The organism is Stenotrophomonas sp. YAU14A_MKIMI4_1 (genome assembly GCF_003086855.1).
GTDB lineage: Bacteria > Pseudomonadota > Gammaproteobacteria > Xanthomonadales > Xanthomonadaceae > Stenotrophomonas.
Genome location: NZ_CP025998.1, coordinates 1,489,948 through 1,511,047 on the forward strand (window position 1 = coordinate 1,489,948; position 21,100 = coordinate 1,511,047).

Below are 21,100 nucleotides of genomic sequence, written 5' to 3' on the forward strand. Positions count from 1 at the left end.
CGGGGGAGAGAGGACCCGCCGGCCCCCGTTCCTGCGGGGGAACGCCTTGCTACGCCACTCAGTACTTCAGGTTCTGGGTCCAGTAGGTTTCGATCTGCTTGACCAGGGTGTCCGGCAGCGGCACGTAGTCCAGCTGCTTGGCCTGTGCATCACCGTTCTTGTAGACCCAGCGGAAGAATTCCTGGGTGGCCTTGGCGCCGGCCACGTTCTTGGGCTGCTTGCGCACCAGGATGAAGTTGGTGGCGGTGATCGGCCACGCTTCGGCGCCCGGGGCGTTGGTCATGACCAGGTAGAAGTCCTTGGCGCTGGCCCAGTCGGCGCTGGCGGCAGCGGCCGAGAACGAGGCGTCGGACGGCTGCACGATCTTGCCGGCGGCGTTCTTCATCGCCGCGTAGGACATCTTGTTCTGCAGCGCGTAGGACAGTTCGACGTAGCCGATGCCGCCCTTGATCTGCTTCACGTAGGCGGCCACGCCTTCGTTGCCCTTGCCGCCGATGCCGGCCGGCCACTGCACCGAGGTGCCTTCACCAACCTTGCTCTTCCACTCCGGGCTGACCTTGGACAGGTAGTTGACGAAGTTGAAGGTGGTGCCCGAGCCGTCCGAACGGTGGACGATGGTGATCTTGGCGTTGGGCAGGGTCAGGCCGCTGTTCAGGGCGGCGATGGCCGGGTCGTTCCAGGTCTTGATCTTGCCCAGGAAGATGTTGGCCAGGGTCGGGCCGTCCAGCTTCAGCGCGCCCGGGGCAACACCAGCCACGTTGATCACCGGCACCACGCCGCCGATCACCGACGGGAACTGGGCCAGGCCAGCGGCCGCCAGTTCTTCCGGCTTCAGCGGGGCATCGGACGAGCCGAAGTCCACGGTGGCCGCCTTGATCTGGGCAATGCCGCCGCCCGAACCGATCGACTGGTAGTTCACCTTCTTGCCGGTGGCGCCGCTGTAGTCGGCCGACCACTTGGACATGACCGGGTAGATGAACGATGCGCCCGCGCCGGTCACATCGGCGGCATTGGCGGCAAACACGGACGATGCGGCCAGGATGGCGACAGCGGCGCGCGACTTGAAGGCGTGGATCACGGGAGAGACTCCTGGGGTGGTCGAAGGGCGGCTGCCCAACGTTTCGGTGCACATTCCATAACGGTTGCGTGACACCCCGGCGTCTGTCACATGACGCATCCATGACAGCGTGGGTGGCGGTGGCCGCAACAAAAAAAGGCACGGCCGAAGCCGTGCCTTGGGTGCGCGCAGCGCGGGCGCCGCAGCGCTCGCCGCTTACCAGAAGAACTGGGCGCGGGCTTCCAGGATGTTCGGATCGTCATTGACGAAGCCGCGGGCGCTGGAGCTGTACTTCTTGCTGTCCACCATCACGTAGTTCAACATCAGCTTGAAGTTCGAACGCCAGTACCAGTTGGCGCCCACGGTCCAGATGTCCATCTTGCCGCCCAGCACGCCATCGACGATCGGCGGACGGCCGGCCACCGGGTTGGCACTCAGGTTGCCGTCGTTCAGATCCATGTGGTCGTAGCGCACGCCCAGCTGCCACTGGCCGCTGGCCGGGTTGTCCGGCAGGCCGGTGCCCGGGGTGCCGCCCTTGTAGCTCCAGGTTTCGCCGGTCACGTTCCACACGCCGCTGACGTAGTAGCCGTCGCTGGTGTAGTTGTCGTGGTCATAGCGCTTGGCCTTGCTGCTGTAGTACTCGGCCTGGGCCTTGAACGGGCCCTGGAAGTACATGGCTTCGGCGCCGACGGTGCTGACGCGGTCGGTGTCGGTCATGTTGCCGCTGTCGACCAGGCGCGCGGTGGCCAGGTCGGCGTTGGGACGGGCACGCACGCGCAGGGTGTCGGCGTCGGCGTCGTAGTCCACATAGCTCAGGCCGAAGTGCAGCACCTGGCCCTTGTCGTTGATCGGCGCCCAGGTACCGCGTGCGCCGTAGCCGCTGCCGTGGGCCAGGTTGCGGGTCAGTTCGCGGCCGAAGGCGCTGGCGGTGACCGACCAGTTGTCCTGGCCGTAGCTGTACGCGCCACCCAGGCGACGGGCGACGGCGTAGGTGTTGGTCACTGCGGCCTTGGAAATGAAGTCGTTGTTCTTGGTGCTGGACAGTTCTTCCAGGCTGTTGGGCTGCTTGAACTGGCCCAGCTGCAGGAAGTGGCTGCTGTTGCCGGCCAGCTTGTACTTCACGTTGGTGTCCAGGAACTTGTCGGCCTTGGCGTCGTAGCCGACTACCCATTCCACGTTGCCCGGGCCCTTGCCCTTCAGCACCAGCTCGGCGCGGCGCAGTTCGAATTCGCTGTCCTTGCCGTTGCCGGCGTCACCGCCGTTGAGGTCCACGACGTCATTGTCGAACCAGTTGCCGTCGGCCTGGACCAGGCCTTCGAAGGTGATTTCCGAACCGCCGATCACATCGATGGCGACTTCAGCGTGGGCAGCCGGCACATACAGCGCAGCAGCCACGGCCACCGTCAGGAGTTGGTGATGCAGTTTCATGGGAAGGAGCCTTGCAGGCAGGTGGGAAGATGCGCGCAGGCTAGAAGGTGAAGATTGCGTAAATGTGACAGTTCACGCACAAGTACACGCCCCGCCACGGCAGGGCCTGCCGATGTAAACGCTTGCGTGTGACGCTGCGGTTGCGCCCCGATTGCAGTAGATCCACGCCACGCGTGGATGCTTTTCGGTGGCGGGTCAGAGCCCTTTCTGCGAAAGGGATCCGACCCAGGGTGTGCCCCGATTGCCGTAGATCCACGCCACGCGTGGATGCTTTTCGTCGGCGGGTCAGCGCCCTTTCTGCGAAAGGGATCCGACCCAGGGTGTGCCCCGATTGCAGTAGATCCGCGCCATGCGTGGATGCTTTTCGGCGGCGGGTCAGAGCCCTTTCTGCGAAAGGGATCCGACCCGGGGTGTGCCCCGATTGCCGTAGATCCACGCCACGCGTGGATGCTTTTCGGCGGCGGGTCAGCGCCCTTTCTGCGAAAGGGATCCGACCCAGGGTGTGCCCCGATTGCCGTAGATCCACGCCACGCGTGGATGCTTCTGCGCGGCGGGTCAGAGCCCTTTCTGCGAAAGGGATCCGACCCGGGGCGCGCCCCGATTGCAGTAGATCCACGCCACGCGTGGATGCTTTTCGGCGGCGGGTCAGAGCCCTTTCTGCGAAAGGGATCCGACCCAGGGTGTGCCCCGATTGCCGTAGATCCACGCCACGCGTGGATGCTTCTGCGCGGCGGGTCAGAGCCCTTTCTGCGAAAGGGATCCGACCCTGGCACGCCCGCCTACGCGGGGGTTTTTTCCTTGAACCGGCACAGATCGGCAATCACGCAGCCCGGGCAATCCGGCTTGCGTGCCTTGCACACATAGCGCCCGTGCAGGATCAGCCAGTGGTGCGCATCCAGCAGGAACTCGGCCGGAATGGCCTTCACCAGCCGGTCCTCGACTTCGCGCACGTTCTTGCCCGGGGCCAGCCCGGTGCGGTTGGCCACGCGGAAGATGTGCGTGTCCACCGCCATCACCGGCTCGCCGAACGCGGTGTTGAGCACTACGTTGGCGGTCTTGCGGCCCACGCCGGGCAGGGCTTCCAGTGCGTCGCGATCGCGCGGCACTTCGCCGCCATGCTTTTCCAGCAGGATCGCGCAGGTGGCGATCACGTTCTTCGCCTTGGCGTTGAACAGACCAATCGTGGCGATGTACTTCTTCAGGCCTTCCTCGCCCAGTGCCAGGATCGCCGCTGGCGTATTGGCGACCGGGAACAGGCGGCGGGTAGCCTTGTTCACGCCCACGTCGGTGGCCTGCGCGGACAGCGCTACCGCCACCAGCAGCTCGAAGGGCGTGCTGTATTCCAGTTCGGTCTTCGGGTGCGGATTGAGTTCGCGCAGACGGGTGAACATCTCCACCACGTCGGCGCGCGGCATCACGCTGCCGCGGCGCGCCGGTGCGCGCGGGGTCTTCTTCGCCGTGGCCATTACTGTTCCTTGCCTGCCGCGCGTGCCTTGGCCCGGGCCAGGATGGCAGCCGCGGCGGAGGGCAGGGCGGGTTTCACGTCCGGCGCCGGTGCCGGCATGCGCCGTGCATCGCGCTCGGCTTCGCGGCGGGCCAGGCGCACGGCACGGTCGCGATAGCGCTCGCGTGCGGCCCAGGCGCGCTGCAGCTGCTGCTGGGCGTGCAGCAGGCGCTGCGCAAGTTCGGGGTGGTCGGGCAACAGGCGCGCATCGTCTGCGCTGGCCACGTAGTCCATCAGGCCTGCCTGCAGCGCACCATCGAGATCGTCTGCCTGGACCCGGGCAAACAGCTGCACGGGGTTGGGTCGGGATTCCATGGCGTCAGCGGTTCTGGAAGGCCGGCGGGCGCCGCTGCAGGAACGCGCTGGTGCCTTCGCGCATGTCCTCGGTGGCGAACAGCAGGCCGAACTGCGCGCTCTCGTACTCCAGGCCCGATTCCAGGCTGCATTCACCCCCCACGTGTACCGCGTCCAGCAGGCCACGCAGGGCCAGCGGCGCCGACTGCGCCAGTTGCCGCGCCACGGCCTGCACGCGCGCGTCCAGCGCATCGGCGGGCACCACTTCGTTGACGATGCCCAGCGCCAGCGCACGGGCGGCGTCGATCGGGGCGCCCAGCAGGCACAGTTCCAGGGTGGCGGCGCGGCCGCACAGACGCAGCAGGCGCTGGCTGCCGCCGAAACCGGGAATCAGCCCCAGATTGATCTCCGGCTGGCCGACCTTGGCGGTATCGGCCGCGATGCGCAGGTGGCAGGCCATGGCCAGTTCCAGCCCGCCGCCCAGCGCGAACCCGTTCACCCGGGCGACCACCGGCTTGGGCATGCGCTCGATCTGCCGCATCAGCTGCTGGCCCAACAGCGAGAAGTCACGTCCCTGAACCGCGCTGAGCGTGTTCATTTCCGCGATATCCGCCCCGGCCACGAAGGCCTTGGGGCCGGCCCCGGTCAGCACCACCACCCGCACCGAAGGCTCGGCCGCCGCGGCGCTGAACGCCTGCGCCAAAGCCTGCAGGGTGGCCGCGTTCAGTGCATTGAGCTTCTCCGGGCGCTGCACGGTGAGGGTGCGGACGGCACCGTCGTCGGCCACGGTAACGGGGTGCTCGGCGGGGGCTGGGGCCACGGAAGACTCCTGAAACGTTAAAAAAAAGTGAGATTGAACTCTTGAAACGCAGACAGGTCATAGCCTGCGTGGTCAGTGGCGGTTCCACCTTATGGCCGCTATCCTAACCCGTCGCCTCAGGGCGGCGCAGAACGTCCCTGAGTTACCACCCCTGGAGAACTGTTTGATGAAGTTGCGTTCTATCGCGGTCGCCGTCGCGGCCCTGGCCCTGACGGGCAATGCCTTCGCCCAGGACGTTTCGTCCGAAAAGGGCAAGCTGAGCTACTACTTCGGTTACGACTACGGCAACAACCTGGCAGAGCTGACCGCCCGCGGTGAGCAGCTGGACATCAACTCGGTGGTGAAGGGTCTGCAGGACGCCTACGCCAAGAAGCAGCCGGCGATCACCGCCGACCAGCTGAAGCCGGCCGTTGAAGCGTTCCAGAAGCGCGAGCAGGGCCGTGCCCAGGCTGCCAAGGCCGAGTACGAAAAGGCTGCTGCCGAAAACAAGACCAAGAGCGACCAGTTCGTTGCGGCCAACAAGGCCAAGGCGGGCGTGCAGTCGCTGCCGAGCGGTGTGCAGTACCGCGTGATCGAAGCCGGCAAGGGCGCCAAGCCGACCCAGGCCAGCACCGTGCAGCTGGAAGTGGCCGGTCCGTACCCGTTCGGCCAGCGTCCGACCGAAGCGCGTCCGGCTCAGCAGATTCCGTCGATCAAGGTCAGCGAAGTCGAAATGAAGGCCATGCGCGAGACCCTGCTGCAGATGCCGGCAGGCTCGAAGTGGGAAATCACCCTGCCGCCGGACCAGGCGTACGGCGCCGACCCGCGTACCGGCTTCCCGCCGAACGTGGCGGTGCAGTTCGAAGTGAAGCTGGTCAGCGTCAAGTAAATCGAAGTAGTGAACCGAACGCGCCGGTGGCTTCCACCGGCGCGTTTTCATTTGTGCGCCACACGGTGGCCGACGCCGCCCCAAACATGGCCATTCGCGCTACTGTTGCAGGGGTGCAATCTATGGAAGAAACGTCGCGTGTTGTCGCAAGCCCCTGCATCGGCGTGTGCAAGCTGGACCTGGCCCGGCACTGTACCGGCTGCGGGCGCACCCTCGATGAAATCGCGCGGTGGTCGTCGATGAGCGACACCGAACGCGACCACGTGCTGCATCGGCTGCTGCCGCTGCGCGAACAACTGCAGCACTCCCTGCGGGGTTCGCTGGCCGACCACGAACGCCTGCTGCGTGCGCTGCACCCGCTGGCCGAGCCGCCGCAGGGCGATGGCTGGAACCGCAGCGAACTGATCGACCTGCTGCCGCCGGGCCCGGCGGTGGAGGCGGCCGTGCTGGCCGGCATCGTGCCGCGTGCCAATGGCGCGCAGGTGATCCTGACCCGCCGCACCGAAACCCTGCGCCAGCATGGCGGCCAGGTCGGTTTTCCCGGTGGGCGCACCGAACCGGATGACCGCGACGCACTGGCAGCTGCGCTGCGCGAAAGCCAGGAAGAGATCGCGCTGGCGCCCACCCAGGTGCAGGCGCTGGGCTACCTGGACCCGTTCGTGACCATTACCGGTTATCGGGTCACCCCGGTGGTGGCGGTGATCGATCCGGACTTCGTGCCGGTGGCACAGCCCAGCGAAGTGGCCGAAGTATTCGAAGTACCGCTGGATTACCTGATGGCGCCGGACAACCTGCACCAGGTCGAGATCAACCATCGTGGGCGCGTGCGCCACGTGCTGGAATACGGCTGGCCCGGGCAACGGATCTGGGGCGCCACGGCCGCCATCCTCTACAACCTGCGCCGCCGCCTGGAGCAAGTGACATGACGCCGAACGACACGACGTGGACCACCCTGGTCGATGTGCCCCGCCTGGCCGCTGCACTGGGCGAATCCATCCGGGTGGTCGATGCCCGCGCCACTGCCAGCACCGCCGTGCGCGTGGTCGATGCACGCGCATCGTTGGCCGACCCGCAGGCCGGGGCAGGGCAGTACGCCGCCGGCCATATTCCCGGTGCGGTGTACGCCGATCTGAACCACGATCTGTCCGACCTGGGCCGCAGCGGCCACGGCCGCCACCCCCTGCCCGACAGCGATGCCTTTGCCGCAACGCTGGGGCAGTGGGGCATCACCCCCGAAACCCAGGTGGTGGTCTACGACGGCAGCGATGGCAGCATGGCCGCCGCGCGCCTGTGGTGGCTGCTTCGCTTGATCGGGCACAGCCGCGTGGCCGTGCTCGACGGCGGCATGGCGGCCTGGCTTGCAGCCGGCCAGCCGGTGGTGACCGGCCGCAGCGAGGTCGTCGCCCAGCCGCCCTATCCGGGCCGCTTCGACAGCACCCAGGTGGCCAGCGCTGATGAGATCGCCGCACGCCTGAAGCACGCCCCCGGCTGGCTGGTGGACGCCCGTGCCGGCGAGCGCTTCCGCGGTGAAGTGGAGCCCTTGGATCCGGTGGCCGGGCATGTGCCCGGAGCGGTCAACCGCCCCTTCGCCCTGAACGTGGCCGACGGTCGCCTGCGCGATGCGCAGGAACTGCGCGCCGAACTGCAGAGCGTGATCGGCAACCAGGACCCGCAGCGGGTGGTGCTGATGTGCGGCTCGGGCGTGACCGCCTGCCACCTGCTGCTGGCGATGGAAAGCGCCGGTCTGAGCGGCGCGCGCCTTTACGCCGATTCCTGGAGCGGCTGGGTAAGCGACAGCAGCCGCCCGGTCGCCACCGGCGCGTAACGGCACGGGGTCGGATCCGTTTCCCGGCGGGAAACGGCTCTGACCCCATTGGTTGGAATCCGTGTGAAGCGCAGTCGAGCAACGCTCGACTCTACAACCGCATTCTTCAAACGATTCGACCCCCAATAAGGGGTCAGAGCCCGTTGCGTAGCAACGGGATCTGACCCCGTGCCGTTCCGACAGCACGCGGGAAACTGTCGAAGGCGAGGTGGACCCACCTCGCCATTCCACGGAAAGCCCGCTTTTGCCGTTGCCGTTGCCGTTGCCTCGGCAGGTGCAGGGCGCAGCCCTGCCGATCACCCCACCGGTTGCAGCGGCACCTTCGCCAGCACCCGTGCCCAGGGGAACAACGGGCCGGGATCGCGCTTGCGCGCCACCGTCAGCGTTGGATCATCGCTGGCCGGTACCTGTTCCAGGTCCAGCTGGTCATGCCCGGCAATCTGCCGCAGCGACGGATAGCGCGCCACCAGCGCCTGCAGCAGGGCCTCCAGCGCCTGCAGCTGCGCCTCGGTATACGGCTCGTCCATCGCCTGGTGACGGCTGTCGAACCAGTCCGGGTAACGCCCGGTATTGACCAGTTCGATCCCCACGGTCTCCGCGTTCATGCCGCGCACGTGGTGGGCGATGCGTTCGGGCGCCACGTACTGCACCACGCTGCCGTCGCGATCAATGTAGAAATGGCCGCTGTTGCCGGCGCCACTGTCATACAGCACGCGCTCACCATACTCGCGGGCCATGGCCAGGTCCGGCAGTTCGGTGCAGTGGATGACCACCATGCGCAGGCTGGCCGGGTCACGCAGGGGCAGGCGGTCGTGGTAGGGCAGCGGCTGCAGCTGCAGGCCGGGCAGGAGCGGGTTGGGCATGCGGCGATGCTAGCATTGCACGATGAACCTGCCTTCCCGATCGACCTCGAACCGCTTCGCGGGCGTGTGCGCATGAGCCGCGGCCACTGCATCCTGTCCCACGGCTTCGAGAGCGGCCCGGAGGCGACCAAGGTCACCGCGCTGGCCGAAGTCGCCCAGCGCCTGGGCTGGTCCCACGAGCGCCCCGACTACACCGACCTGGACGCCATGAGCGAGGTCAGCCGCGTGGGCGACGTACGTACCCGCCTGCAGCGCCTGGTGGAACGGGCCGCCGCGGCCGCCGGGCAGGGGCCGGTGGTACTGGCCGGCTCCAGCCTGGGCGCCTACATCTCCGCCATCGCCTCGCTGCAGGTGCCGGTGGCCGGCCTGTTCCTGATGGTGCCGCCCACCACCATGGGCCCGATGCCGGCGCTGGACGCCGCCGCCGTGCCGACCAGTGTGGTCCAGGCCTGGCACGATGACGTGGTGCCGGCCGCCGGGGTGATCGCTTGGGCGCAGGCGCGCTCGGCGCAGCTGCTGCTGGTGGACGATGGCCACCGCCTGGAACAGCACGTGGAGGCCTCCGCACAGGCCTTCGAGCGCCTGCTGCGGCAGCTGTGAAGCCCGGGCGCACGGCGCGCCCGCCCGCATTGACTACAATGACAGCCCCGCCGCCCCCGGCGCGGGCCTGCTGGCCGTTTCCGCGGCCCTCCCTTCCGAAAGGCCTGGCGCTCGCGCCGCGCCCGTCCACCTGCGAACCGATCCCGTGAAATTCTTCGTCTCCTGCGCCAAGGGCCTGGAATACCTGCTTGCCGACGAACTGTCGGCCCTGGGCCTTGGCAAGGCCACCGCCACCATCGCCGGCGTCAACGCCGAAGGCGAGCTGGCGCAGGCCCTGCGTATCGTGATGTGGTCGCGCCTGGCCAGCCGCGTGCTGTGGCCGATCGACGAGTTCGACTGCCCGGACGAGCAGGCGCTGTATGACGGCGTGCGCGCCCTGCCGTGGCACGAGCACATCAAGCCGGAGATGACCCTGGCGGTGGACGCGCACGTGTCCGGCGACAAGATCACCCATGCGCGCTTTGCCGCGCAGCGGATCAAGGACGCCATCGTCGACCGAATGCGCGATGAAGGCCTGGAACGGCCGTCGGTGAACACCGATCTGCCCGATGTGCGCGTGAACCTGTCGCTGCGCAAGGGCCGTGCGTCGCTGTCGATCGATCTGGGCGGTGGCCCGCTGCACCGCCGTGGCTGGCGCGGTGCCGCCCACGAGGCACCGCTGAAGGAAAACCTGGCTGCCGCGCTGCTGCTGCGCGCGCAGTGGCCGCGCCTGCACGCCGCCGGCGGTGGCCTGCTGGACCCGATGTGCGGCAGCGGCACCCTGCTGATCGAAGGCGCGCTGATGGCCGCCGACGTCGCCCCCGGCCTGATGCGCCACGGCAGCCTGCCGCCCAGCCGTTGGCTGGGCTTCGACAAGGCCGCCTGGAAGGCGATCCAGACCGAAGCACGCGACCGCGAAGCGGCCGGCCTGGCCGCCTTGAAGCCGGTCATCCACGGCAGTGACATCGACCCGGTAGCGATCCAGGCCGCGCGCGAGAACGCCGAAGTGGCCGGCGTGGCCCATGCCATCCGCTTCACCCGTGCCGACGTGGCCGATCTTGCCGCGCCGGAACAGGAGATCGGCGCGGTGGTCTGCAACCCGCCGTACGACGAGCGCCTGGCCGCCGACCCGGCCCTGTACCGCGCGCTGGGCAACGCCCTGCAGAAGGCGGTGCCGCAGTGGCGTGCCAGCCTGTTGTGTGGCAACGATGAACTGGCCTTCGCCACCGGCCTGCGTGCGTCCAAGAAGTACCAGATGTTCAACGGTGCGCTGGAATGCGCGCTGATCGTCTGCGACCCGGTTGCCGTACCGGGCCGTGACCCGGCGCACCCGCGCGAGCTGAGCGAAGGCGCGCAGATGGTGGCCAACCGCCTGCGCAAGAACCTGAAGAAATTCAAGAGCTGGCGCGCGCGCGAGGACATCACCTGCTTCCGCGCCTACGATGCCGACCTGCCCGAATACGCGGCCGCCATCGACGTCTATGAAGAAGACGGTGGCCAGCGCCGCACCTTCCTGCATGTGCAGGAATATGCGGCACCGGCGGCCATTCCGGAAAACGACGTGCGCCGCCGCCGCAACGAACTGCTGGCCGCCGCGCGCGAGGTGTTCGGCGTGCCGCCGGAACAGGTGTCGATGAAGTCGCGCGAGCGCGGCAAGGGCGGCAGCAAGTACGGCCGTTTCGAGCAGCGCGATGAGTTCATCGTGGTGCGCGAAAACAACGCGCTGCTGCAGGTGAACCTGTTCGATTACCTCGATACCGGCCTGTTCCTGGACCACCGCCCGCTGCGCCGCATGATGGCCGAGCAGGTGCGTGGCAAGCGCTTCCTCAACCTGTTCTGCTACACCGGCGTGGCCAGCGTGCAGGCGGCGGTGGCCGGTGCGGCCAGCACCACCAGCGTCGACCTGTCGGCCACCTATCTGCAGTGGTGCTACGACAACCTGGCGCTGAACGGGCAGGGCGGCAACCAGCACCTGCTGGTTCAGGCCGATGCCATGGCCTGGCTGGAAGGCGATCGCGGCCAGTACGACGTGATCTTCTGTGACCCGCCGACGTTCTCCAACTCGGCCCGCGCCGATGACTTCGACGTGCAGCGCGAGCAGTTGAAGCTGCTGCGCGCGGCCGTGGCGCGGCTGGCGCCGGGCGGCGTGCTGTACTTCTCCAACAACTTCCGCCGCTTCAAGCTGGAAGAGAACGCCATCGCCGAATTCGCCCGGTGCCGCGAGATCACCGCGCGCACGATTGGTCCGGACTTCGAGCGCAACGCACGCATCCACCGTGCGTGGGAATTGAAGCGGGTGGGGTGAAGCCCCGCCGGGCCACGCCCGGCGTGCGGGATCCTGGTAGATCCACGCCATGCGTGGATGGCGCCGTCTCTGGGGGACTCTGGGGTCAGAGCCCCTGCGCTGCGCGCACGGGATCCGACCCCGGTAGATCCACGCCATGCGTGGATGGCGCCGTCTGCGGGGTCAGAGCCCCCGCGCTGCGCGCAGGGGATCCGACCCTGGTAGATCCACGCCATGCGTGGATGACGCTGTCTCTGGGGTCAGAGCCCCTGCGCTGCGCGCAGGGGATCCGACCCCGGGCGCGGTTACAGCAGCGCCACCAGCAGGCCCAGCAGCGGCAGGGCGATGGCCAGCGGTGCGATCCACTGCGGGCGGTACGGGTACAGGCCGAAGGCCAGCGGTACGCCGGCCAGGGTCAGCGCACCCAGCCACAGCACCGGGCCCATCGCCCAGCCGTGGTCGACCACGCACAGGGCGAAGGCCACCCCCAGCAGCGCCCAGCCCAGCACGCGCCATTGCGTGCGCCGTGCCGGGGCCGCCGCGGCCTTGCCATGCAGGTCCTGCTGGTGTTTTTCCATCGCCAGCGACAGCGCGGTGAACGCAGCGAACGACAGCGTCAGGGCCAGCAGCATCATGCGCCAGCCTCCGCTTCTGCGGGCGCCGCAACCGACGCCTTGGCCGCTGCCGCCGCCGCGCGCTTCTTCTTCTCGGCCGCGCTCAACGGCGGCGTCCAGCGCTGCATGCGCCAGCCGCACAGGGCCAGCATCGCGCCGAAGGCAAGCATCGACAGATCGAAGCCGGCCAGCACCCAGTCACCGCTGCGCAGGGTCACGCCCAGGTGCGCGTGGGTGGTCAGGGCATTGACCACCGGCAGCAGCGCGAACAACGCTGCACCCAGGTACAGCTGCCAGGCCCACATCATCCGCTTGGGCCAGATGAAGGCCGCCAGCAGTGCCGCGCCCCAGGCGTAGAAGAACACGTTGGCTTCGGCGCTGGAGCGTTCGGCCAGGTCCAGCGGCAGCAAGCGGTTGCCCCAGAAGTACGCAGCGAAGGCAATCGGCAGGCCGGCCACCGCGCCGATGTTCAGCGCATCGACCAGGCGCAGGCCGAAGCCGATGCGGCCACTCTTGGCATGCTTGGGCCGTTCCTTCACCGCCCACAGCACCACGCCGCTGGCCACCATCAGGCAGCCGGTCAGACCGGACAGGAAGAACAGGGCACGCAGGCCCCAATCTGCAAAGCGCGCCAGGTGCAGGCCGTACAGCACGCCGCGGGTGGCGGTGGCACCGCCGGAGGGCGGGCTTTCCTGCAGCAGCGTGCCGTTGACCATGTCGTAGCGCAGCGACGGGGTGTCGATGGACAGGCGCTTGCCATCACGCTGGCGGATGTCGATCACCGCATTGCCCGCACCGGGGTTGGAAATGGTGAAGCCGGCCACTTCCACGCCATGCCAGTGCGCGCGGGCGCTGTCGAGCAGGCGCGCGATGGCCACCGGCGCGGCCTTGCCCTGGGCCGGCTCGCTCACGTCGGCCATGCCGCCGAAGGCTTCGGCGAAGAACTTGTCCTCATCCTGCGGGTAGGCCACCTTCACCCCCCACGGCAGGTACATGATCATCAACGTGACGATGCCGGTGTAGGTGATCATGGCGTGGTACGGCAGCGCCATCACCGCGCTCACGTTGTGGAAATCCAGCCACGAGCGCAGGCCCTTGTCCTTGCGGAAGGTGAAGAAGTCCTTGAAGATTTTCTTGTGGGTGATCACCCCGGTGATGATCGCCACCAGCATGAACATGGCGCAGAAGCCGACCAGGTAGCGCGCCCAGTACACCGGGATGTAGTGCAGGTCGAAATGCAGGCGGTAGAAGAAGTCACCGCCGCGGGTTTCGCGCGCCTTCAGTTCGTTGCCGGTGTTGGGGTCCAGGGTGGCATCGCCGAACGCGCCGCGACGGCCCTTGGTCGGGTCGGCCTGGTCGGCAGGCACGCGCCAGAAGGTGCTCATGGCCGGGTTGCGCGGCTGCGGCAGCGTTACGTACCACATCTCGGCATTGCCGGCGTTGGCCTGCAGGTAGTCGACCGCGCGCTGCGCGGCCACGTCGGTGCTGACCCGCGCGCTGGGCAGTTCCGGGCGCATCCAGCGGCTGATTTCTTCGCGGTAATAGCTGGCGGTGCCGGCCATGAAGATCAGCAGCAGCAGCCAGCCCACCAGCAGGCCGGTCCAGGTGTGCAGCCAGGCCATCGATTGGCGGAATCCGTTCTTCATGCCCAGGCCCCCAGCAGGCGCGCGATCGCGGCCATCAGCAGGGTGGGCAGGAGGATGCCGACCCAGGCGCGCAGCGCACTGCGCGTGGCAAATGCCCACAGCGCGGCGCAGGCGGCCATCAGGATGCCCAGCATCATGCCGGTCAGCACGGTCTGCCCGCGCGCGCCGGGCAGGGCGACCACGCAGAACACACTGGTGACCGACCCCAGCGCGTAGCCGCCGAAGATGGCGGCCAGCGAACGGGACAGCACGCCCCAGCGTGGGCTGGCGAAGAAGGTGCTGAGGCGGGAGCTGGCAATAGCGGGCGAGCGATCCACGGCAATCCTGCAGGTTGGTTGAAAGAAGGCCGGCGCACCGAAGTGCGCCGGGGGGCCATCCCTGGCCGGGTGCCGGTCGCAGAACCGGCACCATCCATCAGGTCATCAGAGCTTCCAGCGCAGGGTCATGGTGACATTGCGCGGTTCGCCCCAGTACACGCCGTTGTAGAAACCGACGTTGTTGTAATACTTCTTGTCCAGCAGGTTGTTGACGTTCACCTGCGCACTGAAGTTCTCGTTGAAGCGGTAGCCACCGCCCAGGTTCAGCAGGTAGAACGCGTCCTGGGTGATGCGTGCGCTCTGGGTGCCACCGGTGGCGACCGGCCGGGCGCTGTTGTTCCAGATGCTGCTCTGCCAGGTCACGCCACCGCCCAGCCAGTAGCGGCTGTCGGCACCGCCGGGGCGCCAGCTGGCGTTGAGGCGGAAGGTGTCCTGCGGGGTGGTGGTCCGCTGCAGCACGCCGGCGGCGTTGCGGATCTTGGTATGGGCGAAGCCCGCCGATACGTTCCACTGCTCGCCGATGCTGCCCTGGGTTTCGATTTCCCAGCCCTTCACCTTGTTGCCCTGGCCAGTGGAGCGGTAGGCCTGGCCGCCATCGGGCAGCGAGTTCAGCGGCACCGAATCATCGATCTCGGCCACGTTGTCCTGCTTGCCTTCAAACACTGCGGCCGAGGCATTGAGCAGGCCGCCGAAGAACTCGGCCTTCACGCCGGCTTCGTACATGTCGCCGACCACCGGCTCCAGGTAGTTGCCGTTGCGGTCGCGGTAGTTCTGCGGCTTGAAGATGTCGGTGTAGCTGACATAGCCGCTGAAGATGTCGTTGAAGTCGTAGACCAGGCCGGCGTACGGGGTCAGGGTGTCATCGGGCTTGTAGCCGGTGCGGGTGGTGCGGTTGCGGTTGCCGTTGGCATCGTAGCCGTAGGCCCACTGGCGCGTTTCCCAGCTGCCGTAGCGGGCGCCGACCACGGCCAGCAGCGGGTCGGCCAGGCGCAGGCGCGCGGCCACGTAGGCGGCGCGCTGGCGCAGTTCGTTTTCCGAGGCCAGGCGGCCGTAGCGGGTGACCGGCAGCACCGGCACGTCGCCGGTCCAGTGGCGCCAGTCGGCGACCTGCATGTAGCCCGGTGCGCTGGTATCGAACGAGGTCGCCTCCGATTCGCCCTTGCGCACCGCCTGGCCCAGGCCGAACACCAGTTCATGCTCGCGCCCGAACAGCTGGAACGGGCCGCCGACGTTCACGTCGAACACGTCCATGGTGCTGTGTTCGTTGAAGTGCGAGACATAGGCGGTCACGCCGGTGCCGTCCGGGCGCGGATTGCCGGCCGCGCCGTACCAGACGCTGCCGTCGGTATCGCGCACGGCATGGGTCACGTTGCCCTTCAGCGACCAGCCATTGCCCAGCTGCTGTTCCAGGCGGGCGAAGGTGGTCTTTTCCACCATCGGCCAGCTGCTCCACGACGCCGACAGATTGGTCGAGCGCGGCAGGTTGGCCGGGTTGCCATCGGCGCCCCAGTACGGCACCACGCCCCAGGTCACACCGGTGGTGCGCGGCGACTGGTATTCGTAGCCCAGTTCAAACAGGGTGCTGTCGGTCAGGTCGGCCTGCACGATGCCGTAGAACACGTCCTTGTCGAGCTTGTAGACATCGCGGAACGAATCGCTCTGCTGCTTGGCGGCGACCACGCGTGCACGGATGCGGCCGTCCCAGGCGATCGGGCCGCCCAGGTCGACTTCCATGCGCTGGTTGCCCCAGCGGCCCAGGATCAGGTTGGCGCCCATCTGCACGGTATCGGTCGGGCGCTTGCGCACCATGCTGATGGTGCCCGACGGATCGCCGGCGCCGGTGGTCAGGCCGGTGGCGCCACGGATCACTTCGATGCGCTCGTAGATCACGTTGTCGGTGTTGGTCTTGATCGAGCCACCGAAGGTGTTGAGCATGCCATCGATCTGGAAGTTCTCGATGGTGTAACCGCGCGAGACATAGTTGATGCGCTCGCTGTCAGTGACCGACACAGTGACGCCGGTCACCTGGCCCATCACATCGGACAGCGAGAACAGGCCCATGTCGTCCAGGCGCTGGCGGGTGATGACCGTGACCGACTGCGGCGTCTCGCGCAGCGACAGGTCCAGCTTGGTCGCACTGCGCGTGTTCTTCACCGTGTAGCTGTTCTGGATTTCGCCATCGGCGGTCACCTTCACCGTGTCCAGCGTGCGCGCATCGGCGTCGGCCGGCACATCGGCATGGGCCAGCGGCGCGCAGAGCAGCATGGCCAGCGCCAGCGCCAATGGGGAAACAACGGGAACGTTCGGTTTGGACATGCAGTGCGATTCCATGCAGGAGAAAAACATCAGCGATGGAATCCATGCGTGCGGGCGCCCGCGCGGAATCGCGCGACCCGAGGCATCTCCCATCGCCACGCGCTGACGGCCAGGGCCGTCGGCGCACGAGGAGCCGGGGATGTACACGGGCGGAAGCGCAGTGGGGGGCGCCAGGTGGCTGAGCGTACAACCGATCAGTAAATGATAGGCATTCGCATTTCGTTAATCAAGTGTGTACGCGCGCGCTGTGGCGTGGCCGCGCTTCAGCGTGAAGCGCAGCTGCGGGTGACGTCGTCGTTGAGCTGGCGCGCGGGCGTGCGCGAGCCGAACCACTCGGCCAGCTCGCGGCGCGTGCGGGCCTTGTCGCAGGCTTCGGCATTGCTGGCCGCCTCGATCACCGTGCCGGTCACCGGTGCGGCACCACGGCCGGCATTGGCCTGCAGTTCACGCCGGGCAACGCGCAGCTCGCGGTCCACGCGCTCGGCCTCCTGCCAGCTCAGTTTCGGATCACGCACGATCGGGCGGGTCACCCCGGTATCCTGCCCAGCCGGGCAGGGCGTGCTCTGGTAGATGGTGCGGCCACCGTCGTTGCACTTGTACACGCGCTGCGCGCACGCCTCACCGGCCGCCAGCAGCAGCGGCAGCAGAACCAACATCCTTTGCATGGATCCCCCCGTGGGCCACCCTGGCCCACATGGCGCGGGAGCATACGGAGTGTGACCCCCGTCGCGCAATACGCCTGCGCCTTTTGCCAGAAATGGGGGCAGAGCCCGTTGCTGCGCAACGGGATCCGACCCCGGCAGGCCCCAGGAAACGGTCAAAGGCGGGGCGGTGTGGGTGGGCAGGACCGCAGGCGCCATGGATGGCGCCTACGAGCCCCCATGGACGGGTTTACGGCGTGTCCTGCCCACCCACACCGCCCCGCATCCCCGGGAGAGCCTGCGTTGGACGTTGATGTTGCCGTTGCATTGAGCGGGTACAGGGCGCCGCCCTGTCGCCCCCCTCAGAACCGGAATACCACCGTCGCGGCATGCAGCAACAACCCGATCAGCCCGCCCACCAGGGTGCCGTTGAACCGGATGAACTGCAGGTCGCGGCCCACGCTCAGTTCCAGCTGTTCCACCAGGTGGCGCTCGTCCCAGCCCTTCACCGTCTGCGCGATGTGGCTGGTCACCCCTTCGCGCAGGCGCCCGGTCAGGCGCTGCGCACCTTCCAGCAGATGCTGGTTCAGCGCATCGCGCAGGGCCGGGTCGGCCTGCAGGGTCTGCCCCAGCGACGCCAGGCTGCGCTGCAGATGCCCCACCAGCGCCGAATCCTCGCGCTGCAGATCGGCGCGCAGCGTGGCGTGGATGCGCGACCACAGGCCCTGCACGTACTCCTGCAGGGCAGGGTGGTCGATCATTTCCTGCTTCAGCTGTTCGATGCGCTCGGCCAGCGCCGGATCATCGCGCAGGCGCTGCACGTAGTTCTGCAGCCAGGTCTCGTAATCCTGGCGCAGCGGATGCTGCGGCTCGGCGAGTACCTGCTGCAGTTCCTCCAGCACCGCCCGCGCCAAGCGCTCGGCCAGGCTGTCGCCGATCTCGTCGATCGGCTTCACCCAGTTCACCGTGCTGGACAGCGTGGGCCACTCGCGCTGGATGTAGCGCACGATCAGCTGCGAGGCGCGTTCTTTCACCTCTGGCTGTTCCAGCCAGCGGCCTAACCGCTGCAGCCCTTCGTCCAGCACGCGCTGGTGGCGGCCATCGGCAGTCAGCAGGGCCAGCAGTTCGCCGGCGGTGGCCGCCGCGTTCCACTGCCGCAGCTGCTGCACCACGAATCCATGCAGCTGCCGGCGCACCGCGCCTTCATCGAAGAAATCCAGCGCCTGCAGGGCCCAGCCGCGGGCCATGTCGGCCAGCATGCGCGCGCGTTCGGGTTCGGCCAGCCAACTGCCCAGGCGGCTGGCCGGGTCGAACACCTGCAGGCGGGCCAGCAGCACGCCCGGTTCCAGGAACTGGTCGCGCACGAACAGCGCCAGGCTGTCACCGATGCGTTCCTTGCTGCGCGGAATGATGGCGGTATGCGGAATGGGCAGCCCCATCGGCCGCCGGAACAGCGCGACCACCGCGAACCAGTCGGCCAGCGCGCCCACCGCGGCCGCTTCGCAGAAGGCCGACACCCAGGCCCAGATGCCCCGTTCACCCTGCCAGTGGCTGACCGCGAAACCGGCCAGCATCAGCAGCAGCAGGCCCAGGGCCAGGGCTTTCAGGCGCCGCAGCTGGGCGCGGCGCGGATCGATGGCAGACGTCATGGCCGCAGTCTAACCGGCACCGGATGACGCCAACGCAACGGTGGCGCCGGGCAGGCCCCGGCGCCAGCCGGTTACAGGGCTTCCAGCTGCTTTCGCAGCGCGGCCAGCTGCGCGCGCAGGGTGTCGTTCTCGCGGGTCAGCGCCACCACCCGGCGGCGCAGGGCCGGCGCGTCTTCGCCCAGCTGCTCCAGCGCCGACAGCACCTCGGCATCGCGGCTGGCAACCTCGTCGTCGCTGGGCTCTTCAAAATCCATCTCGGCCGGTTCGGGCTTCGGCGCGCGCGGCTTGCGCTTGGATTCGCGCACGCGCTTGGCGGCCTGCTTCAGCTCGTCCTTGCCACCGGCCGCAGCCGCGCGCTGCTCTTCTTCCGGCAGGTCGGCCACGGCGGCGGCCGCGCTGATCGAAATCACCCCGGCCTTCACCGCCTCCACCACTTCAGCCGCGGCCTGGGCGTGGATGCGCTCGATCATGCCCACCTGGCTGGTGCTCAGCTTGGCTTCGCGGGCCAGCTCGGCGCGGCTGACCTTCGGTGCCGGTTCCCACGGCGGGCTGTCATCGCCCGTGTCATCGGCCGGCTCGGCGGTGCCATCGCTTTCGCGCTGCAGCTGCGCCTGTTCCACCTGCTTGCGTGCGGACAGGATGTCACGCTTGCGCAGGGCCAGCACGCCGCGCTGGAAGTCGGACACGCTGCGGCGGCCCAGGTGCTGCTCGATCATCCACAGGTGTACGTCTTCCATGCTCTGGAAGCGGGTGTTCTGCACGGTGTTGAACGGCAGGCCGTGCTTCTGGCAGATGCCGAAACGGTTGTGGCCATCCACCAGCACATCGCCCCACAGCACCAGCGCATCGCGGCAGCCTTCGGCCAGGATGCTGCGCTCCAGCGCGTCGTGTTCATCGGCGGTAAGCGGGTCGATGTAGGCCTTCAGTTCTTCTTTGACGACGATGTCCATGGGCACGGCAACAGGCAGGAGCGGAACCGACCATTGTACCCGCTCGCCCGGGCCGGCCCCGGCTCAGGCGGTGGCCCGGATCATCTCGCCCAGGATGGCGGTGATCTGGTCGATCTGCGGCTTGTCCACGATCAGCGGCGGCGACAGCGCGATGATGTTGCCGGTGCAGCGCACCAGCAGCCGGCCATCGTGGAAGCAGCGCCGGAACACCTCGTAGCCACGGCTGCCGGGGGCATCGCGGCGCGGCGCCAGCTCCACCGCACCGACCAGGCCGAAGTTGCGGATGTCGATCACGTTGGGCAGGCCCTGCAGCGCGTGCAGGCGTTCCTGCCAGTACTCGCCCAGCTCGATGGCGCGTTCGAACAGCCGTTCTTCGGCGTAGATGTCCAGCGTAGCCAGGGCCGCTGCACAGGCCAGCGGGTGGCCCGAATACGTATAGCCGTGGAACAGTTCGATGGCCTGCGCAGGTCCCTGCATGAAGCTGGCATGCACCGTATCGCTGACCAGCACCCCGCCCAGCGGCACGGCGCCGTTGCTGGCGCCCTTGGCGAAGGTCAGCAGGTCCGGGGTGACCCCGAAGCGCTGCGCCGCGAAGGGCATGCCGACCCGCCCGAAGCCGGTGATCACTTCGTCGAACACCAGCAGGATGCCGTGCTGGTCGCAGATCTCGCGCAGCCGTTGCAGGTAGCCGGGGGCGGGCAGGATCACCCCGGCCGAGCCGGCCACCGGCTCGACGAACACCGCGGCAATGGTGGACGGGTCGTGCAGGGCGACCAGCCGTTCCAGGTCATCGGCCAGTTCGGCCCCCTGCCGCGGCAGGCCCTTGCTGAAGGCGTTGCGCTCCAGGTCCAGGGTGTGCCGCAGGTAGTCCACGCCGCCCAGTTGCAGGCCGAACTGCTTGCGATTGTTGGGCAGTCCGCCCAGCGCCATGCCGCCAAAACCCACCCCGTGGTAGCCCTTTTCGCGGCTGATGAAGCGGGTGCGCTGGCCTTCGCCGCGCAGGCGATGGTGGGCCAGCACGATCTTCATCGCGGTATCCACCGCTTCCGAGCCGGAACTGGTCAGGAACACATGGTTCAGGCTGGCCGGGGCCAGTGCGGCCAGGCGCTGGGCCAGGGCGAAGGCCGGTGGCGACCCCATCTGGAAGCCGGGCGCGTAGTCCAGCGTGGCGGCCTGGTCGGCGATGGCCTTGACGATGCCGGGACGGGCGTGGCCGGCGTTGCAGCACCACAGGCCGGCGGTGCCATCCAGGATGCTGCGGCCGTCCACATCTTCGTAGTGCATGCCGGCGGCGCGCACCAGCATGCGTGGCGCACCCTTGTATTGGCGGTTGGCGGTGAACGGCATCCAGTACGCATCGAGCGATTCGGGGCGCTGGGTCGCCAGCGCGTGCGGGTCGATCGCGGGATTCTTCATGCCGCCTCCGTCGGGTCCGTTGCGCTGAC

The 21,100-nt window shown here is 68.0% G+C and carries 19 protein-coding genes; 5 read left to right on the forward strand and 14 right to left on the reverse strand.

Going from position 1 to position 21,100, the window contains the following annotated elements:
- Positions 1 to 58: 58 nt before the first annotated feature.
- The 5 genes from pstS to C1931_RS06825 all read right to left on the reverse strand — a co-directional run bounded on the left by pstS (position 59) and on the right by C1931_RS06825 (position 5,103).
- The gene (gene pstS, locus C1931_RS06805) at positions 59 to 1,078 is read right to left on the reverse strand and encodes a phosphate ABC transporter substrate-binding protein PstS (RefSeq protein WP_108749108.1); all 1,020 of its coding nucleotides are present in this window, start codon (positions 1,076 to 1,078) and stop codon (positions 59 to 61) included.
- A 195-nt stretch (positions 1,079 to 1,273) separates the two neighbouring features.
- Positions 1,274 to 2,485, reverse strand: coding sequence for an OprO/OprP family phosphate-selective porin (locus C1931_RS06810; RefSeq protein WP_108755804.1), 1,212 nt, complete (start codon positions 2,483 to 2,485; stop codon positions 1,274 to 1,276).
- Between the two features lie 779 nt (positions 2,486 to 3,264).
- The gene (gene nth, locus C1931_RS06815; RefSeq protein WP_108755805.1) at positions 3,265 to 3,951 is read right to left on the reverse strand and encodes an endonuclease III; all 687 of its coding nucleotides are present in this window, start codon (positions 3,949 to 3,951) and stop codon (positions 3,265 to 3,267) included.
- Positions 3,951 to 4,304: a hypothetical protein gene (locus tag C1931_RS06820; protein WP_108755806.1), complete on the reverse strand. Its 354-nt coding sequence runs from the start codon at positions 4,302 to 4,304 to the stop codon at positions 3,951 to 3,953. Before C1931_RS06820 ends, nth begins: the two co-directional genes overlap by 1 nt.
- A gap of 4 nt (positions 4,305 to 4,308) precedes the next feature.
- Positions 4,309 to 5,103, reverse strand: a complete 795-nt coding sequence (locus C1931_RS06825; RefSeq protein ID WP_199913914.1) for an enoyl-CoA hydratase-related protein — start codon at positions 5,101 to 5,103, stop codon at positions 4,309 to 4,311.
- Between the two features lie 166 nt (positions 5,104 to 5,269).
- Between C1931_RS06825 and C1931_RS06830 the strand changes: the two genes are divergently transcribed.
- The 3 genes from C1931_RS06830 to C1931_RS06840 all read left to right on the forward strand — a co-directional run bounded on the left by C1931_RS06830 (position 5,270) and on the right by C1931_RS06840 (position 7,796).
- A complete protein-coding gene (locus tag C1931_RS06830; protein ID WP_108752639.1) occupies positions 5,270 to 5,971 on the forward strand; it encodes an FKBP-type peptidyl-prolyl cis-trans isomerase N-terminal domain-containing protein in 702 nt (233 codons plus the stop codon).
- 122 nt (positions 5,972 to 6,093) lie between these two features.
- Complete coding sequence (locus C1931_RS06835; RefSeq protein ID WP_108755808.1) at positions 6,094 to 6,897, forward strand: CoA pyrophosphatase; 804 nt, start codon at positions 6,094 to 6,096, stop codon at positions 6,895 to 6,897.
- Entirely contained in the window at positions 6,894 to 7,796 is a 903-nt protein-coding gene (locus tag C1931_RS06840) for a sulfurtransferase (RefSeq protein WP_108755809.1), read from the forward strand. Before C1931_RS06835 ends, C1931_RS06840 begins: the two co-directional genes overlap by 4 nt.
- 296 nt (positions 7,797 to 8,092) lie before the next feature.
- Here the strand turns inward: C1931_RS06840 and C1931_RS06845 are convergent, their stop codons facing one another.
- Positions 8,093 to 8,659, reverse strand: coding sequence for an N-acetylmuramoyl-L-alanine amidase (locus C1931_RS06845; RefSeq protein ID WP_108755810.1), 567 nt, complete (start codon positions 8,657 to 8,659; stop codon positions 8,093 to 8,095).
- Between the two features lie 72 nt (positions 8,660 to 8,731).
- Here C1931_RS06845 and C1931_RS06850 point away from each other — a divergent pair, with 72 nt between their 5' ends.
- A complete protein-coding gene (locus C1931_RS06850) occupies positions 8,732 to 9,259 on the forward strand; it encodes a hypothetical protein (protein WP_108755811.1) in 528 nt (175 codons plus the stop codon).
- Positions 9,260 to 9,404: 145 nt separating this feature from the next.
- A complete protein-coding gene (rlmKL, locus tag C1931_RS06855; protein ID WP_108755812.1) occupies positions 9,405 to 11,543 on the forward strand; it encodes a bifunctional 23S rRNA (guanine(2069)-N(7))-methyltransferase RlmK/23S rRNA (guanine(2445)-N(2))-methyltransferase RlmL in 2,139 nt (712 codons plus the stop codon).
- A gap of 284 nt (positions 11,544 to 11,827) precedes the next feature.
- On the opposite strand, the gene C1931_RS06860 is transcribed toward rlmKL, so the two are convergent.
- The 8 genes from C1931_RS06860 to C1931_RS06895 form a co-directional block, all read right to left on the reverse strand.
- Positions 11,828 to 12,157: a DUF3325 domain-containing protein gene (locus C1931_RS06860; protein ID WP_108755813.1), complete on the reverse strand. Its 330-nt coding sequence runs from the start codon at positions 12,155 to 12,157 to the stop codon at positions 11,828 to 11,830.
- Complete coding sequence (locus tag C1931_RS06865; protein WP_108755814.1) at positions 12,154 to 13,782, reverse strand: PepSY-associated TM helix domain-containing protein; 1,629 nt, start codon at positions 13,780 to 13,782, stop codon at positions 12,154 to 12,156. The genes C1931_RS06860 and C1931_RS06865 overlap by 4 nt, the downstream gene beginning before the upstream one ends.
- Positions 13,779 to 14,099, reverse strand: coding sequence for a DUF3649 domain-containing protein (locus C1931_RS06870; RefSeq protein WP_108755815.1), 321 nt, complete (start codon positions 14,097 to 14,099; stop codon positions 13,779 to 13,781). The genes C1931_RS06865 and C1931_RS06870 overlap by 4 nt, the downstream gene beginning before the upstream one ends.
- Before the next feature lie 105 nt (positions 14,100 to 14,204).
- Entirely contained in the window at positions 14,205 to 16,415 is a 2,211-nt protein-coding gene (locus C1931_RS06875; RefSeq protein ID WP_108757683.1) for a TonB-dependent siderophore receptor, read from the reverse strand.
- 263 nt (positions 16,416 to 16,678) lie between these two features.
- Positions 16,679 to 17,071, reverse strand: coding sequence for a DUF4124 domain-containing protein (locus tag C1931_RS06880; RefSeq protein ID WP_159091884.1), 393 nt, complete (start codon positions 17,069 to 17,071; stop codon positions 16,679 to 16,681).
- Between the two features lie 347 nt (positions 17,072 to 17,418).
- Complete coding sequence (locus tag C1931_RS06885) at positions 17,419 to 18,705, reverse strand: DUF445 family protein (protein WP_108755817.1); 1,287 nt, start codon at positions 18,703 to 18,705, stop codon at positions 17,419 to 17,421.
- Positions 18,706 to 18,776: 71 nt separating this feature from the next.
- Positions 18,777 to 19,655: a plasmid replication/partition related protein gene (locus C1931_RS06890; protein WP_108755818.1), complete on the reverse strand. Its 879-nt coding sequence runs from the start codon at positions 19,653 to 19,655 to the stop codon at positions 18,777 to 18,779.
- Between the two features lie 63 nt (positions 19,656 to 19,718).
- A complete protein-coding gene (locus C1931_RS06895; protein WP_108755819.1) occupies positions 19,719 to 21,071 on the reverse strand; it encodes an aspartate aminotransferase family protein in 1,353 nt (450 codons plus the stop codon).
- Between the last annotated feature and the right edge of the window lie 29 nt (positions 21,072 to 21,100).